Raw genomic sequence first — 15,759 nt, 5'->3', positions numbered from 1 at the left:
TGAAATAATATAGATAACTTATTGACTTTAAAAGTTAAATAAGTTATGATGATTCTTGTCTTAAATAAATACAGTCTGGTAATGATGGCAGAGAGGCCACACCCGTTCCCATACCGAACACGGAAGTTAAGCTCTCTAGCGCCGATGGTAGTTGGGACCTTGTCCCTGTGAGAGTAGGACGTTGCCAGGCTATTTATATCATCGCGGGGTGGAGCAGCACGGTAGCTCGTCGGGCTCATAACCCGAAGGTCGCAGGTTCAAATCCTGTCCCCGCAACCAAATGGTCCCGTGGTGTAGTGGTTAACATGCCTGCCTGTCACGCAGGAGATCGCCGGTTCGACCCCGGTCGGGACCGCCATTTTATATAAAGAAAAGAACGAAACATGTTGTTTCGTATTTTTTTATTTGTTTTAACAAAAAACTAATAAAGACAGTCAAACTATCCTTAGGAAAACTCCTAAGGACTTTTTTATATATTCAAAACCTGTATAATAAAGAGCAGAGAACATTGTGAGTAAAGTAGGTGAAGTCTGTGAGTAAATATGAAATAACAACAAACTCTTCTGAGGAAACACAAAGATTATCAGAAAAACTAGGTGGACTTGTTGGGGCACAAGATGTAATTATTTTAGAAGGAGATCTAGGGGCTGGTAAGACAACTTTTACAAAAGGACTAGCAAAAGGTCTTGGAGTGAAAAGAGTTGTAAATAGTCCTACCTTTAATATTATTAAAGAATATAAAGGGAGATTGCCGCTATATCATATGGACGTGTATCGCTTAGCAGAAAGTGAAGAGGACTTAGGTTTTGATGAGTATTTCTACGGTGAAGGAATTACCGTAGTAGAATGGGCTCATTTAATAGAAGCATTTTTACCAAACGAGAAGTTACAAATTAGTTTATTCCATGCTGGAGATGATACAAGGAAAATTGTACTCGAGCCAATTGGAGATCGATATATTAGATTATGTGAGGAGCTATTACAAGATGAAAGTACTAGCAATTGACACTTCAAATTACGTAATGGGTGTATCCCTTATTGAGGAAGGAAACGTAATTGGGGAAATCATTACAAACTTAACAAAAAACCATTCTGTACGTCTTATGCCAGCTGTAGAGAAATTATTAAAAGAATGTGGTGTAAAACCGAAAGAATTAACTAAAATCGTTGTAGCTGCTGGACCTGGATCATATACAGGTGTTCGCATAGGTGTGACAGCTGCAAAAACATTAGCTTGGTCACTTCAAATACCAATTGTAGGTGTATCAAGTTTAGAAGTAGTGGCTGCAAACGGTGCTAATTTTGATGGATTAATCTGTCCTTTATTTGATGGAAGACGCGGACAAATTTATACTGGGTTATATACATATGAAGGAGAGCATTTAACTTCTATAGAAGAAGACCGAATCATCCTTATTGTAGACTGGTTGCAAATGTTAAAAGATACAGGAAAGCCTGTTTTATTTATTGGTAACGATGTTAAACTGCACAAAGAGACGATTATCGAACATTTAGGCGGCCAAGCTGTATTTGCTCCCTTCACTAAAAATAACCCAAGACCAAGTGAGTTAGCTTTCTTAGGGTTACAAAAAGAAGAACAAGATGTACATTCATTTGTTCCTAGTTATCTTCGTTTAGCTGAAGCTGAAACAAAGTGGTTAGAAAGTCAAAACAAGTAGGAGCTTGCAGAAGATGGATATGATATTTAGAAAGATGGAACTCGATGATATCGCTCAAATTGTAGCTATTGAAGAAGCGTCTTTTTCAACTCCTTGGACTGCAGATGCCTTTCACCGTGAGTTAACGACGAATGAACATGCACATTATGTTGTGCTAGAAAAAGATGGTCGTGTAATTGGGTATTGTGGATTGTGGATAATTATTGATGAATCACATATAACAAATGTAGCTATTTTGCCAGAATACAGAGGTCAAAAGCTAGGGGATGCTTTATTGAAAGAAGTTATTTCCGAAGCGAAAGATTTAGGGGTAAAAACAATGACACTTGAAGTACGTGTATCAAATGAAGTAGCAAAACAGTTATACAGAAAATACGGATTTCAAAATGGTGGAATTCGTAAACGATACTATGCAGACAATCAGGAAGATGGTCTCGTAATGTGGGTGAATATATAATGGAAAAAAATACGATTATACTTGGTATTGAAACAAGTTGTGATGAAACAGCAGTAGCAGTTGTTAAAAATGGAACGGAAATTATTGCGAATGTCGTTGCATCACAAATTGAAAGTCATAAACGTTTTGGTGGAGTTGTACCAGAGATTGCATCCCGTCATCATGTAGAAGAAATTACAGTTGTGTTAGAAGAAGCTTTAAAAGAAGCAAATATTACATTTGATGATATTGATGCAATTGCTGTAACAGAAGGACCTGGGTTAGTAGGAGCGCTTTTAATAGGGGTAAATGCAGCGAAAGCAGTGGCTTTTGCACATGATATTCCTCTAGTGGGTGTTCATCATATCGCTGGGCACATTTATGCGAACCGTTTAGTAAAAGAAGTTCAATTCCCACTACTATCACTTGTTGTATCTGGTGGACATACGGAGCTTGTTTATATGAAAGAACATGGTTCATTCGAAGTGATTGGTGAAACAAGAGATGATGCAGCTGGAGAGGCATATGATAAAGTAGCTCGAACGTTATCCATGCCATATCCAGGTGGTCCTCACATTGATCGCCTTGCACATGAAGGAGAACCGACAATCGATTTGCCTCGTGCGTGGCTAGAACCTGATTCGTATGATTTCAGTTTCAGTGGATTGAAATCAGCAGTTATCAACACTGTGCATAACGCGAAACAACGCGGGATAGAAATTGCACCGGAAGATTTAGCAGCAAGTTTCCAAGCGAGTGTAATAGATGTGCTTGTAACGAAAGCATCTCGTGCAGCAGAAGCGTATAACGTAAAGCAACTGCTTCTTGCTGGTGGAGTAGCTGCGAATAAAGGACTTCGCGCACGTTTGGAAGCGGAATTTGCGACAAAAGAAAATATCGAGCTAATTATTCCTCCGCTATCTTTATGTACCGATAATGCAGCGATGATTGCAGCCGCAGGTACAATTGCATATGAACAAGGAAAACGTGCTACATTAGCTTTAAATGCAAATCCAGGATTAGATATTGAAGAATAGTTATGCACAAAATTAACCACAGCTTGTGGATAAAACCCATATTATCTGTTGATAATGTGGGTTTTATTGTGTATATAAAATGTGGATAATTTTTTTGTGAATTGTGGATAATGTGGAAAAGTTATTTTGGGGTTTATTTTATAAAGGTGGATATGTGTATAAACCTGTGGATAAAGTAGATGAAGTCTGACCTTTGAATGTATTCTTTTTTGGGAAATAAATCGCAAGAAGATATCTCTAAAAAACATTTTGGAATGTGCCCTTATTATAGGGGCGAACTAACATTGTCAAACTTTGTAGGTAAATCGGTATGTCGTGTCGAATCGAATCGTTTATACCCCAGCTAGAAGATAAGAAGGATGTCGCATAGTCAAAAATCTCGACTTATGAGACATCCTTCTTATTCATACTCTTATAAATGTAATTCTTCCCATTCTGCCATACAAGCATCAAGTTGCTCTTGTAGTGTTTGCTTTTTCGTTGTAATTTCACTAGCCTTTTCATAATCTGCGTATATTTCTGGTAAGCAAAGTTGATCTTCTAACGTAGCAATTTCTTCTTCAAATTCTACAATATTTTGTTCTAGTTCCTCAATTTTTCGAGTGCGTTGACGTTCTAATTGTTTACGCTCTTTTTCTTCGAGATAATTTAATTTCTCTTGAGCTACAGTTTTTTGAACAGGTGCTTGGTTTTCTTGCTGTTCTTGTTGTTCAAATGCTGCACGTTCAATCATTTCATTTTTCTTCTCCACATAGTAATCGTAATCGCCTAAATACTCTTGTGCACCTTCTGTTGACAACTCAACAACGGTCGTCGTTACACGATTAATAAAGTAGCGGTCATGTGAAACAAATAGAAGGGTGCCTGGATAATCAATTAAAGCATTCTCCAAAATTTCTTTACTATTTAAATCAAGATGGTTCGTAGGTTCATCGAGAATTAATAAATTCGATTTTTGCATCATAAGTTTTGCAAGAGCTAATCGAGCTTTTTGTCCACCACTAAGAGAAGATACTGGTTTTAGTACATCATCCCCTGTGAATAAGAAGTTACCTAATATCGTGCGAATTTCTTTTTCGGGCTGCAATGGATATTCATCCCATAACTCATTTAAAACTCGCTTAGAAGATGTTAAGTTTGCTTGTTCTTGATCGTAATAACCAACAGATACATTGGATCCGAAAGAAACATCACCATTTAATAGTGGTAACTTATTCACAAGTGATTTTAATAATGTGGATTTCCCAATTCCGTTTGGACCAACTAAAGCAACGCTATCCCCGCGAGTTAAGCGCATAGTTACATGTTCAATAATCGGATCATCATCATAGCCGATAGTTGCATCCTTTACTTGTAAAACATCATTTCCACTTTGTTTTTCGATATCGAAGTGGAAGGATGCTGACTTAGAATCACCTAATGGTCTAGTCAATAATTCCATTCTATCTAATTGTTTACGACGGCTTTGAGCACGTTTTGTAGTAGATGCGCGCGCTATATTTTTTTGAACGAAATCCTCAAGCTTAGCGATTTCATCTTGTTGTTTTTCATAACGTTTCATGTCTTGCTCGTATAATGCTGATTTTAAGTCTAAATATTTACTGTAGTTACCAACAAATCGTCTGCTTTCTTTATTCGAAATTTCATATACTTGTGTAACGAGTTTATCCAAGAAATAACGGTCATGGGAAACGATTAGTATTGCGCCAGGATAGCCTTGTAAATATTGTTCAAGCCATGTTAATGTTTCGATGTCTAAATGGTTTGTAGGCTCGTCCAAAATAAGTAGGTCTGGTTTCGTTAATAATAATTTACCGAGAGCTAATCGTGTTTTTTGTCCACCGCTTAATGTAGAAATCGTCGTCTGGTGCGTTTCAACTGGGAAGCCAAGACCACTTAAAATCGAGCGAATATCTGCTTCATATTGATATCCACCTTGATCTTTATAATCTAATTGCAATTGGTCATAATCAGCTAATAACCTTTCATATGTAGCCTCGTTTGAAAAGTTTTCTTCTTTTCCCATCTCTTGCTCTAGCCTTCGAAGTTTTGTCTCCATTTGCTGCAAGTGTGTAAAGACGGTTAACATTTCATCCCAAATTGTTAAAGACGTTTCTAACCCGGTATTTTGAGCTAAATATCCGATTGAGACATCTTTTGGTTTTATAATTTCGCCACCATCATGGGATAGCTCACCAGCTATTATTTTTAATAATGTAGATTTTCCGGCCCCATTTCGTCCGACTAATGCGATACGATCTTTCGTTTGAACTTCCAATTTTATGTTTGCAAGAATCGTTTCTGCACCGTATAATTTCGTAAGCGCGTTTACTTGTAATAAAATCAATGTTTTCACCTCAAATAATTTCTTAACTTTGCCATGTTTATATTTCTCAATCATACTAAAAATAGTGTATAGTTTAAAATAAAGAGAGAATACTTCTTCTCTTTATTATACAGGGAAATTCATGAGTGCTAAACTTCTGTATTTGATTCAAGTATATGAATAAAGATAGGAAGAGAGGAGAGGTTATATGGAGCAGCAAAAAATTCCACAGGCCACTGCCAAACGATTGCCTCTATACTATCGATTTATCCAAAACTTATCTCTTTCTGGTAAGCAACGTGTTTCATCAGCCGAATTGAGCGAAGCGGTAAAAGTTGATTCCGCAACGATTCGAAGAGATTTTTCATATTTTGGAGCGTTAGGGAAAAAAGGTTATGGATATAACGTAAATTATTTATTATCATTTTTCCGTGAAACACTCGACCAAGATGATATAACACGTGTAGCACTTATTGGAGTAGGTAATTTAGGGACCGCTTTCTTACATTATAATTTCACGAAAAACAATAATACAAAAATTGAAATGGCGTTTGATGTTAGTGAAGAGAAAGTCGGGACAGAAATCGGGGGCATTCCTGTATATCATTTAGATGAATTAGAAGAACGTTTATCAACTGATATACAAGTGGCAATATTAACAGTACCCGCTACAGTAGCACAATCTGTAGCAGATAGATTGGCAGAAACGAACGTGCATGGTATTTTAAATTTCACACCAGCACGCTTAAATGTGTCAGATAATATAAGAATTCACCATATTGATTTAGCGGTAGAGTTACAAACACTTGTTTACTTTTTAAAGAATTATCCACAATAAAACGCAGAGGAAGCGACCTCTGCGTTTTATTATTGTTTTTTCTTTGTGAATTTAACTAAGATGAGGCGAAGTGCCAAATTAAAATCAATTGTTGCCATAACTGCAAATAGTATTGTCCACATATTCCAGATTGTATCTGTTACGTTCGTAATGGCGAAGCGTGTAAAGATACATCCTAGAAGGAAGTACAATGCAGCCATGAACAATGGTGAGTTCCTCATACTAAAAATCCTCCGATAAAGCCTTGCATTTTTTCAGCTTCTTTAATCATTTCTTGAATTTGTTCATTGCTCATTAAAACTTGGGCAACTGCAACTAATGTATTCATTGCAACATGAGCTGCGATAGGGACGATAATACGCTTCGTTTTTACATATAAAAAGGCGAATACGAGTCCCATAGAAGTGTATACCAATAAGTGAGTGAAATCAAAATGAATTGCTGCGAATACAAGAGAACTAATGATAGCAGCAATAAAGAAGTTAAACTTCTTATAAAGTGTACCAAATAAAATTTTTCTAAATACGATTTCTTCCAAAATAGGTCCTATTATAGAGATAACGATAAGGAACCAAGGTGTCGTTTTTGCGATATCCATAAGTCTTGCTGTATTTTCTGATCCAGGTTTAATTCCTAATACACGCATTTCTATCATACCGGCAATACTTTGTGAGAAAAATGCTAGGAAGAACCCGATAAAAATCCAACCAATCGTAGCTGGAACAGTAGAGCGCATTGTATCTAAACGTCTGTCACGAATATCTGTTCTAAGTAACCAAAGTACGATACATAATGCAATAAAGAAGCTAATGATTGCCCAGTGGCCAGTTATGAGTTGAAATTTCTCTTCTCTAGTAAATCCCCTGTTATCATAAAGTCCAGTTTTCAGCAGAAGTGGTAATCCAGCAATGGATGATAACTGCATTAAAATGTATGTAACGATAACCCACCAATATTGTTTTTTCAAATGGTTTAACCATCCTTTCTAACTCTAGTGTATGAGATAAGGTAGGATAACATGTAAGTATGCTACCTACGATATAAACCTCGCTTAAATTATGTTTTTTTCGTAAATCCTTATTTGAAATTATAATAGAAGACAGGAGAAAGTTGTGTGTATAGCGAAAACAATTTAGGGTGTCCTTTCATATTGTAACATACGATTAGTGGAAACAACGATTCATATAGTAAAGGTAGAAGAAGAGGGACTCTATATAGAAAAGTGTATAGCTTAATTTGCGAAAAAATTATGATTTTTTTACTTGCAAAAGAAATTGAGATTATTTATTATTATAAGTGTGTTAGCACTCGAGTGACTTGAGTGCTAATAAATAAAATTTACATAACAAAATGAGGAGGTTATTGTTCATGCTAAAGCCATTAGGTGATCGCGTTGTAATTGAGCTTGTTCAAGCAGAAGAAAAAACAGCAAGTGGTATTGTATTACCAGACACTGCAAAAGAAAAACCACAAGAGGGTAAAGTTATTGCAGTAGGTACTGGTCGAGTGCTTGAAAATGGTGAGCGTGTTGCTTTAGAGGTAGCAGCAGGTGATCTTATCATCTTCTCAAAATATGCAGGTACTGAAGTAAAATACGAAGGTGCTGACTACTTGATTTTACGTGAAAGTGACATTTTAGCAGTTATCGGTTAATTATATAAATCTTAAAAAATTCAAGGGGGTCAATTATTATGGCAAAAGATATTAAATTTAGTGAAGAAGCACGTCGTTCGATGCTTCGCGGTGTCGACACTCTTGCAAACGCAGTAAAAGTAACGCTTGGACCAAAAGGTCGTAACGTTGTACTTGAGAAAAAATTCGGTTCACCACTTATTACAAATGATGGTGTAACAATCGCAAAAGAAATCGAATTAGAAGATGCATTCGAAAACATGGGTGCAAAATTAGTAGCAGAAGTTGCTAGCAAAACAAATGATGTAGCTGGTGACGGAACAACAACTGCAACTGTATTAGCACAAGCTATGATTCGTGAAGGTCTTAAAAACGTAACAGCTGGTGCGAACCCAATGGGTCTTCGTAAAGGTATCGAAAAAGCTGTTACTGCTGCAATTGCAGAATTAAAAGAGATTTCTAAACCAATCGAAGGTAAATCTTCTATCGCACAAGTAGCTGCTATTTCTGCAGCTGACGAAGAAGTAGGTCAATTAATCGCTGAAGCAATGGAGCGCGTTGGTAACGACGGCGTTATTACTTTAGAAGAATCTAAAGGATTTACAACAGAATTAGACGTAGTAGAAGGTATGCAATTTGATCGTGGATATGCATCTCCTTACATGATTACTGATTCTGACAAAATGGAAGCAGTTCTTGATAACCCATACATCTTAATTACTGATAAGAAGATTTCTAACATCCAAGAAATCTTACCAGTATTAGAGCAAGTGGTACAACAAGGTAAACCACTTCTTATCATCGCTGAAGACGTAGAAGGCGAAGCTTTAGCTACATTAGTAGTGAACAAACTTCGTGGTACATTCAATGTAGTAGCTGTTAAAGCTCCTGGATTTGGTGACCGTCGTAAAGCAATGCTAGAAGATATCGCAATCTTAACTGGTGGCGAAGTAATCACTGAAGAATTAGGTCGTGATTTAAAATCTGCTACAATTGAATCTTTAGGACGCGCTGGTAAAGTTGTTGTAACGAAAGAAAACACAACTGTAGTTGAAGGTATCGGAAATTCACAACAAATCGAAGCTCGCATCGGTCAAATCCGCGCGCAATTAGAAGAAACTACTTCTGAATTCGATCGTGAAAAATTACAAGAGCGTCTTGCAAAACTTGCAGGTGGCGTAGCAGTAATTAAAGTAGGTGCAGCAACTGAAACTGAGTTAAAAGAGCGCAAACTTCGCATTGAAGATGCACTTAACTCAACTCGTGCAGCAGTAGAAGAAGGTATCGTTGCAGGTGGTGGTACTTCACTTATGAACGTATACACGAAAGTAGCTTCTATCGTAGCTGAAGGCGACGAAGCAACAGGTATCAACATCGTACTTCGCGCACTAGAAGAGCCAGTTCGTCAAATAGCAATCAACGCTGGTCTAGAAGGATCTGTAGTTGTAGAGCGTCTAAAAGGCGAAAAAGTAGGCGTTGGTTTCAACGCAGCTACTGGCGAGTGGGTTAACATGCTTGAAACTGGTATCGTAGATCCAGCTAAAGTAACTCGCTCTGCACTTCAAAACGCAGCATCTGTTGCAGCTATGTTCTTAACAACTGAAGCTGTAGTAGCTGACAAGCCAGAACCAAATGCACCAGCAATGCCTGACATGGGCGGCATGGGCATGGGCGGTATGGGCGGAATGATGTAATTCCGTTTGCTCGAAAAACATCCATTTCTATATAGAAATGGATGTTTTTTTATGTTTTTTAGAAAAGGAAATGAATTTCTGTAGAATTTTGTCGCTTTCTCTCTTGACCATATTGATACTTCATTGTTAGAATCTAGGAAGATAATATAAAACGATCCTTCATATATCCTCAAAGATAAGGTTTGAGAGTCTCTACCGGGTTACCGTAAACAACCTGACTATGAAGGCAGTGTGTCTTATATTTATAAAGAGCGGAGACTATCTTTCTTTATAAAGCCAGACCCCTGCCTTTTCTTTGTTATGAGACTAGAGGCGGAGGACTGGCTTTTTTTATTATATTAGTAATGCTTTTTGCCAAATTGGTGAAAATATTTATATACGAGAACTAACGTTGGGGTGATTATTTTGAAGAAGCAGCATGATACAATTATCGTTTTAGATTTTGGGAGTCAGTACAATCAGTTAATAGCACGTCGAATTCGTGAGTTTGGTGTATACAGTGAACTTCATCCACATACAATTACTGCAGAAGAAATTAAAGCAATGAATCCAAAAGGGATTATCTTCTCTGGTGGACCAAATAGTGTATACGGTGAAGGTGCATTACATTGTGATGAAAAAATCTTTGAACTAGGATTACCGATCTTCGGTATTTGTTACGGTATGCAGCTTATGACGCAACACTTCGGTGGTAAAGTAGAACGTGCAAACCACCGTGAGTACGGAAAAGCTGTTCTTAAAGTCGAGAACGAATCAAAATTATATGCGAACCTTCCAGAAGAGCAAGTTGTATGGATGAGCCATGGTGACTTAGTAACTGGTTTACCTGAAGGATTCGTAGTAGATGCAACAAGTGAGTCTTGTCCAATTGCTGGTATGAGCAATGAAGACAAAAACTTATACGGTGTACAATTCCACCCAGAAGTACGTCATTCTGAGCACGGTAACGATTTAATTAAAAACTTCGTATTCGGCGCATGTGGTTGTTCTGAAGGATGGAACATGGAGAACTTTATCGAAGTAGAATTAGAGAAAATCCGTGAAACTGTTGGAGACAAAAAAGTACTATGCGCACTTAGCGGCGGTGTAGACTCTTCTGTTGTAGCAGTATTAATTCATAAGGCAATCGGTGACCAATTAACATGTATTTTCGTTGACCACGGTTTACTTCGTAAAGGTGAAGCAGAAGGCGTTATGAAAACATTCAGCGAAGGTTTCCACATGAACGTTATTAAAGTGGATGCACAAGAACGCTTCATGAACAAGTTAAAAGGTGTAGAAGATCCAGAACAAAAACGTAAAATCATCGGTAATGAATTCATTTACGTATTTGATGATGAAGCTTCTAAATTACAAGGAATGGACTTCCTAGCGCAAGGTACACTTTATACAGACATCGTTGAAAGTGGTACAGCAACTGCACAAACAATTAAATCTCACCATAACGTTGGTGGTCTTCCAGAAGACATGCAGTTCAAATTAATTGAGCCTTTAAACACGTTATTTAAAGATGAAGTACGTGTATTAGGATCAGAACTAGGAATTCCTGATGAAATCGTATGGCGTCAACCATTCCCAGGTCCTGGTCTTGGTATTCGTGTATTAGGTGAAATCACAGAAGAGAAATTAGAAATCGTTCGTGAATCTGATGCGATTTTACGTGAAGAAATTATTAAAGCGGGCTTAGACCGTGAAGTTTGGCAATACTTCACTGCGCTTCCTGGTATGCGTAGCGTAGGTGTTATGGGTGACGAGCGTACTTACGATTACACAGTAGGTATCCGCGCAGTAACATCTATCGACGGTATGACAGCTGACTGGGCACGTATCCCTTGGGACGTATTAGAGAAAATCTCTGTACGTATCGTAAACGAAGTAAAACACGTTAACCGTATCGTGTATGATATAACAAGTAAGCCACCAGCAACTATTGAGTGGGAATAGTATTATAAAAAAGATCCATCTATTGCTCATGCATAGATGGATCTTTTGTGTTTTGCTCTTAATACGAACGAAAATACAAAAGTTTATAAAAATGTTCGTTTTTAAATTGACAAAACTACTTCGTCGAGTTAATATGAGTATGTAATTCAAACGAAAAGTGAATATTATGCCGTCGTATAATATCGGGGATATGGCCCGAAAGTTTCTACCTAGCTACCGTAAATGGCTTGACTACGAGGCGTTTAGATAAAGATGAGGGGAAACTTGTCTTTATTCATAGAACGCTTCCATGTATATGCAATGGAAGCCTTTTTTATTTTTAATAGATAAAAGAGGGCTAGGGAGATTACGGCGAGTAATCATATAACGGGGGAAACGTAAGATGAAACGCTATTTTCAGTTTGATGAACTCGGCACAAATTATAAAACAGAGTTCATAGCAGGTTTAACGACATTTTTATCTATGGCTTATGTATTATTTGTCAATCCTGCTACGCTGTCACTTGGGAATGTTAAAGGGTTACCAGCAGGTACAGGGATGGATCCGGGTGCAGTATTCGTTGCTACAGCATTAGCAGCAGCGATTGGTTCGTTAATTATGGGGATATTCGCGAAGTATCCGATTGCTTTGGCGCCGGGTATGGGAATTAACGCGTTCTTTGCCTATACGGCAGTGTTAACGATGGGTATTCCATGGCAGACAGCAATTGCTGGAACGTTAATGTCAGGTATTATCTTTATTATTCTTACAGCTTCAGGTATTCGTGAAAAAATTATTAATGCAATTCCATCAGAGTTAAAGTTTGCAGTAGCGGCAGGTATCGGATTGTTCATTGCTTTCCTTGGATTCCAAAATGCCGGAATTATCGTGAAAAATGATGCTGTTCTTGTTGGATTGGGGGATTTAACAAAGGGCACAACGTTACTAGCAATCTTCGGGGTTGTTACGACAATCATCTTCATGATTAAGAAAGTTAATGGTGCGGTATTCTACGGTATGATTCTTACAGCAATCTTAGGTGTAGCGACAGGATTAATTGATACCCCAAAAGCTGTAGTGGGAGCAATACCGAGTCTAGAACCAACGTTCGGTGCGGCGTTAACGCACTTCGGAGATATTTTCACTATTCAAATGGGGATTGTTATTATAACGTTCTTCTTTATCGATTTCTTTGATACAGCAGGTACACTTGTAGCGGTTGCGAATCAAGCAGGATTAATGAAGAACAATAAATTACCACGTGCAGGAAAAGCGTTATTCGCAGATGCGATTGCAACTGTAATCGGTGCGATCTTAGGTACATCAACAACAACGTCTTACATTGAGTCTTCTGCGGGGGTAGCAGCGGGTGGACGTTCTGGATTTACAGCAGTTGTAACAGCAGGGTTCTTCTTGCTGGCACTATTCTTCTCGCCATTATTAAGCGTTGTAACACCAGCTGTAACAGCGCCAGCGTTAATTATTGTAGGAATCTTGATGGTTTCTTCTTTAGGAGAAATTGATTGGAAGAAATTTGAGATTGCAGTACCAGCATTCTTTACAATCATTTCAATGCCACTTACGTATAGTATTGCGACAGGGATTGCGATTGGGTTTATCTTCTATCCAATTACAATGGTAGTAAGTGGTCGCCGTAAAGAGGTTCATCCAATTATGTATGTTATGGGAGTTTTATTCATACTATATTTCATCTACGTTCGTAAATAAAAGGGGTTTTTGAAAGGTCTAGACTTAAGGGGAGTCTAGACCTTTTTTGCGTCTTCAGAAAATCTTAAGGATTTCCGAGCGTTTTTCTTCAGAAGTTTTCCTATAATAGAAGTTAGGGATTAAAAAAGTGATGGGGGAGATATTGTGGCGCACGAAACAATACTTGTCGTAGATGATGAAAAAGAAATTAGGAATCTTATTACAATCTATTTAAAGAATGAAGGATATAAAGTGTTGCAAGCAGGAGACGGAGAAGAAGGATTACGTTTACTAGAAGAAAATGAAGTACATCTAGTCGTATTAGATATTATGATGCCAAAGGTAGATGGTATTCATATGTGTATGAAAGTAAGAGAATCGAAAGAAATGCCAATTATTATGCTTTCTGCGAAAACGCAAGATATGGATAAAATTTTAGGATTAACAACAGGTGCAGATGATTACGTAACGAAACCATTTAATCCGTTAGAGTTAATCGCAAGAATTAAATCTCAGTTACGTCGTTATATGAAGATGAATGGTTTTGCTATTCAAAATGAGGACGAGTTAGAAATTGGAGAGATGAAAATAAACATTTCAACCCATAAAGTTATTGTGGATGGAGAAGAAGTGAAACTGACACCGAGGGAATTTTCAATTTTAGAATTACTAGCTCGTAACCCGGGTATGGTCTTTAGCGCGGAACAAATTTATGAAAAGGTTTGGAACGAAAGATCTTTCCAGTCGGATAACACGGTAATGGTTCATATTCGGAAAGTGCGTGAAAAGATTGAGGAGAATCCAAGGAAGCCAATATATATAAAAACAGTATGGGGAGTGGGGTATAAGATTGAAAAAGATATTTAATCCATTTACGTATGTTAGGAAATTTCGAGAATTAATTGGAAAGATAGTGAAGAGTGTGAAACGGAGTGTACGAATTCAACTTATTACTGCGTTCACTGCTTGTGCGTTATTAGGGCTTTTGTCAGCAAAGGCAGCAGCACCGTTTTTTGAAAATGCGAATCGAGAGGCGACGATCGATTATCGGGTTGGTATGGAACAAATTAACCAACAAGCTCAAAGTGTGGCAAATAGTTCAGTTCATGAAAATAAATTAGAAGCTATATCAAGTATGATTGAAATAGAGAATCAAAATTTAGAACAAAACTCTAGAGCTTTAAAAGTATTGGTCACTGACGAGAGCGGTAAAGTTTTATATAAAACGAAGCAGGCACAAGAAGAGCAAATTGATTTGCATAATACAATTCGTAATGCATCATCGTTTGCGATTAATTATATGAATGGTAGAAAAGAATTTGAAAGTACGAGAAAAGAATTTATAGCTTTTGCACCTATCACAATAGAAGATAAGAATTTATACATGTTTGTTAGTGGGATTCCAGAAGGTGAGGTAATATATGATACGCAAGAAGGACCGTTTCCGTTTTTCATAGGTGTACTTGTATTTATTTTCTCTTTCTTCTATATAACAAAGAGAAAGATGAAGCAAATTGAAGCGATGGCACAAGGTGTAAAGGAAATAGAAAAAGGAAACTTAGCGTACCGTATTGAGAAAAAAGGTGAAGATGAGATTGCGTCTTTAACTGAGAATATTAATAATATGGCGGAAGAGCTTATGAATAATATAGAAAAGGAACGTAAATTAGAGAAGCAAAAGAATGAGCTTATTACGAATGTATCACACGATTTACGTACACCACTGACTTCTATAATGGGTTACTTGCGATTACTTCGAGATTCTAAATATGAAAATCAAGAACAACATGATGAGTATACGAGAATTGCTTTTGCAAAGTCGGAGCAGTTAAAGAATTTAATAGAAGATTTATTTGAGTATACGAAGTTAACAAATGAGCAAGTTATGTTGGAAAAACAAGAGGTTTGTATAAATGAGTTATTGGAGCAATTAATAGAAGAGTTAGTACCGCAAGCGGAAGAGCATGGACTTACGTTTGTTAAGAAGTTTCCTGAGGAACGTACCTATGCGGCGATTGATTCGGAAAAGATGGTCCGTGTATTTGATAATCTATTAATGAACGCGATTAAGTATAGTAAAGATGATGGGGAGATAAAAGTTTCTCTTCAAAGGCAGCGCCGGGATATACAAATTGTAATTGCGAATCATAGTGAAGAGTTTACGAGAGAAGAGTTAGCGAGTTTGTTTGAACGCTTTTATAAGAAAGATCAATCTAGAAGTAGAGTAACAGAAGGATCGGGACTTGGATTAGCGATTGCGAAAAGTATTGTTGAATTACAAGGTGGTAGTATTCGAGCTGAATATGAGGATGGTATTATTCAGTTTATCGTCTCGTTACCAATTATAGAAAAATAATAAATGAATAGAATGATATTTGATAAAAAGGCTTATTTCAAAAGAAATAAGCCTTTTTATATTTTTTTAGAAAAACATGTTGACGATTAGAGATTAGAGGTGTAATATAAAACAAGTCGCCGATGCAATA

General features: G+C 37.2%; 14 protein-coding genes, 2 tRNA genes, 1 rRNA gene and 2 riboswitches. Of the genes, 14 read left to right on the top strand and 3 right to left on the bottom strand.

What is annotated here, in order from left to right; genetic code table 11:
- Positions 1-74 precede the first annotated feature (74 nt).
- The 7 genes from rrf to tsaD all read left to right on the top strand — a co-directional run bounded on the left by rrf (position 75) and on the right by tsaD (position 3,152).
- A 5S ribosomal RNA gene (rrf, locus tag DN394_RS25605) occupies positions 75-190 on the top strand.
- Positions 191-202: 12 nt separating this feature from the next.
- Positions 203-279 (top strand) — tRNA-Met (locus DN394_RS25600).
- Between the two features lie 3 nt (positions 280-282).
- Positions 283-358 (top strand) — tRNA-Asp (locus tag DN394_RS25595).
- Between the two features lie 174 nt (positions 359-532).
- Positions 533-1,006, top strand: coding sequence for a tRNA (adenosine(37)-N6)-threonylcarbamoyltransferase complex ATPase subunit type 1 TsaE (tsaE, locus tag DN394_RS25590; protein WP_000049636.1), 474 nt, complete (start codon positions 533-535; stop codon positions 1,004-1,006).
- Complete coding sequence (gene tsaB, locus DN394_RS25585) at positions 987-1,679, top strand: tRNA (adenosine(37)-N6)-threonylcarbamoyltransferase complex dimerization subunit type 1 TsaB (RefSeq protein ID WP_000865748.1); 693 nt, start codon at positions 987-989, stop codon at positions 1,677-1,679. Before tsaE ends, tsaB begins: the two co-directional genes overlap by 20 nt.
- A gap of 13 nt (positions 1,680-1,692) precedes the next feature.
- A complete protein-coding gene (rimI, locus tag DN394_RS25580; RefSeq protein WP_000367200.1) occupies positions 1,693-2,136 on the top strand; it encodes a ribosomal protein S18-alanine N-acetyltransferase in 444 nt (147 codons plus the stop codon).
- A complete protein-coding gene (gene tsaD, locus DN394_RS25575) occupies positions 2,136-3,152 on the top strand; it encodes a tRNA (adenosine(37)-N6)-threonylcarbamoyltransferase complex transferase subunit TsaD (protein WP_000414582.1) in 1,017 nt (338 codons plus the stop codon). The genes rimI and tsaD overlap by 1 nt, the downstream gene beginning before the upstream one ends.
- A gap of 412 nt (positions 3,153-3,564) precedes the next feature.
- Here tsaD and DN394_RS25570 read toward each other — a convergent pair whose 3' ends face one another.
- Entirely contained in the window at positions 3,565-5,499 is a 1,935-nt protein-coding gene (locus DN394_RS25570) for an ABC-F family ATP-binding cassette domain-containing protein (RefSeq protein WP_000602169.1), read from the bottom strand.
- 187 nt (positions 5,500-5,686) lie between these two features.
- On the opposite strand from DN394_RS25570, the gene DN394_RS25565 reads away from it, so the two are divergent.
- Complete coding sequence (locus tag DN394_RS25565; protein WP_000437704.1) at positions 5,687-6,316, top strand: redox-sensing transcriptional repressor Rex; 630 nt, start codon at positions 5,687-5,689, stop codon at positions 6,314-6,316.
- 29 nt (positions 6,317-6,345) lie between these two features.
- On the opposite strand, the gene DN394_RS25560 is transcribed toward DN394_RS25565, so the two are convergent.
- Together DN394_RS25560 and DN394_RS25555 are read right to left on the bottom strand one after the other, a co-directional pair.
- Entirely contained in the window at positions 6,346-6,537 is a 192-nt protein-coding gene (locus DN394_RS25560; RefSeq protein WP_001246201.1) for a YdiK family protein, read from the bottom strand.
- Entirely contained in the window at positions 6,534-7,283 is a 750-nt protein-coding gene (locus tag DN394_RS25555; RefSeq protein WP_087981823.1) for a CPBP family intramembrane glutamic endopeptidase, read from the bottom strand. The genes DN394_RS25560 and DN394_RS25555 overlap by 4 nt, the downstream gene beginning before the upstream one ends.
- Positions 7,284-7,684: 401 nt before the next feature.
- Here DN394_RS25555 and groES point away from each other — a divergent pair, with 401 nt between their 5' ends.
- From groES to DN394_RS25525, 6 genes are all read left to right on the top strand, one after another.
- A complete protein-coding gene (groES, locus tag DN394_RS25550; RefSeq protein WP_046960187.1) occupies positions 7,685-7,969 on the top strand; it encodes a co-chaperone GroES in 285 nt (94 codons plus the stop codon).
- Positions 7,970-8,007: 38 nt separating this feature from the next.
- Positions 8,008-9,642, top strand: a complete 1,635-nt coding sequence (gene groL / locus DN394_RS25545) for a chaperonin GroEL (protein ID WP_001029984.1) — start codon at positions 8,008-8,010, stop codon at positions 9,640-9,642.
- A 139-nt stretch (positions 9,643-9,781) separates the two neighbouring features.
- Positions 9,782-9,883: riboswitch (purine riboswitch) on the top strand.
- 164 nt (positions 9,884-10,047) lie between these two features.
- Positions 10,048-11,586 carry a glutamine-hydrolyzing GMP synthase gene (gene guaA, locus DN394_RS25540; RefSeq protein WP_000743912.1) on the top strand — a complete coding sequence of 513 codons (1,539 nt, stop codon included), beginning with the start codon at positions 10,048-10,050 and terminating at the stop codon, positions 11,584-11,586.
- A 152-nt stretch (positions 11,587-11,738) separates the two neighbouring features.
- Positions 11,739-11,840, top strand: a riboswitch (purine riboswitch).
- 128 nt (positions 11,841-11,968) lie between these two features.
- Complete coding sequence (locus tag DN394_RS25535; RefSeq protein WP_000833088.1) at positions 11,969-13,294, top strand: NCS2 family permease; 1,326 nt, start codon at positions 11,969-11,971, stop codon at positions 13,292-13,294.
- Positions 13,295-13,438: 144 nt separating this feature from the next.
- Positions 13,439-14,140, top strand: coding sequence for a response regulator transcription factor (locus tag DN394_RS25530; RefSeq protein WP_000929889.1), 702 nt, complete (start codon positions 13,439-13,441; stop codon positions 14,138-14,140).
- A complete protein-coding gene (locus DN394_RS25525; protein WP_097918490.1) occupies positions 14,124-15,629 on the top strand; it encodes a sensor histidine kinase in 1,506 nt (501 codons plus the stop codon). Before DN394_RS25530 ends, DN394_RS25525 begins: the two co-directional genes overlap by 17 nt.
- Positions 15,630-15,759: the final 130 nt, after the last annotated feature.

It is taken from the genome of Bacillus sp. BB081 (assembly GCF_008368895.1).
Taxonomy (GTDB): domain Bacteria; phylum Bacillota; class Bacilli; order Bacillales; family Bacillaceae_G; genus Bacillus_A; species Bacillus_A wiedmannii.
The sequence above is the reverse complement of the archived record's forward strand: the minus strand, read 5'-3'. Positions and strand labels throughout refer to the sequence as shown.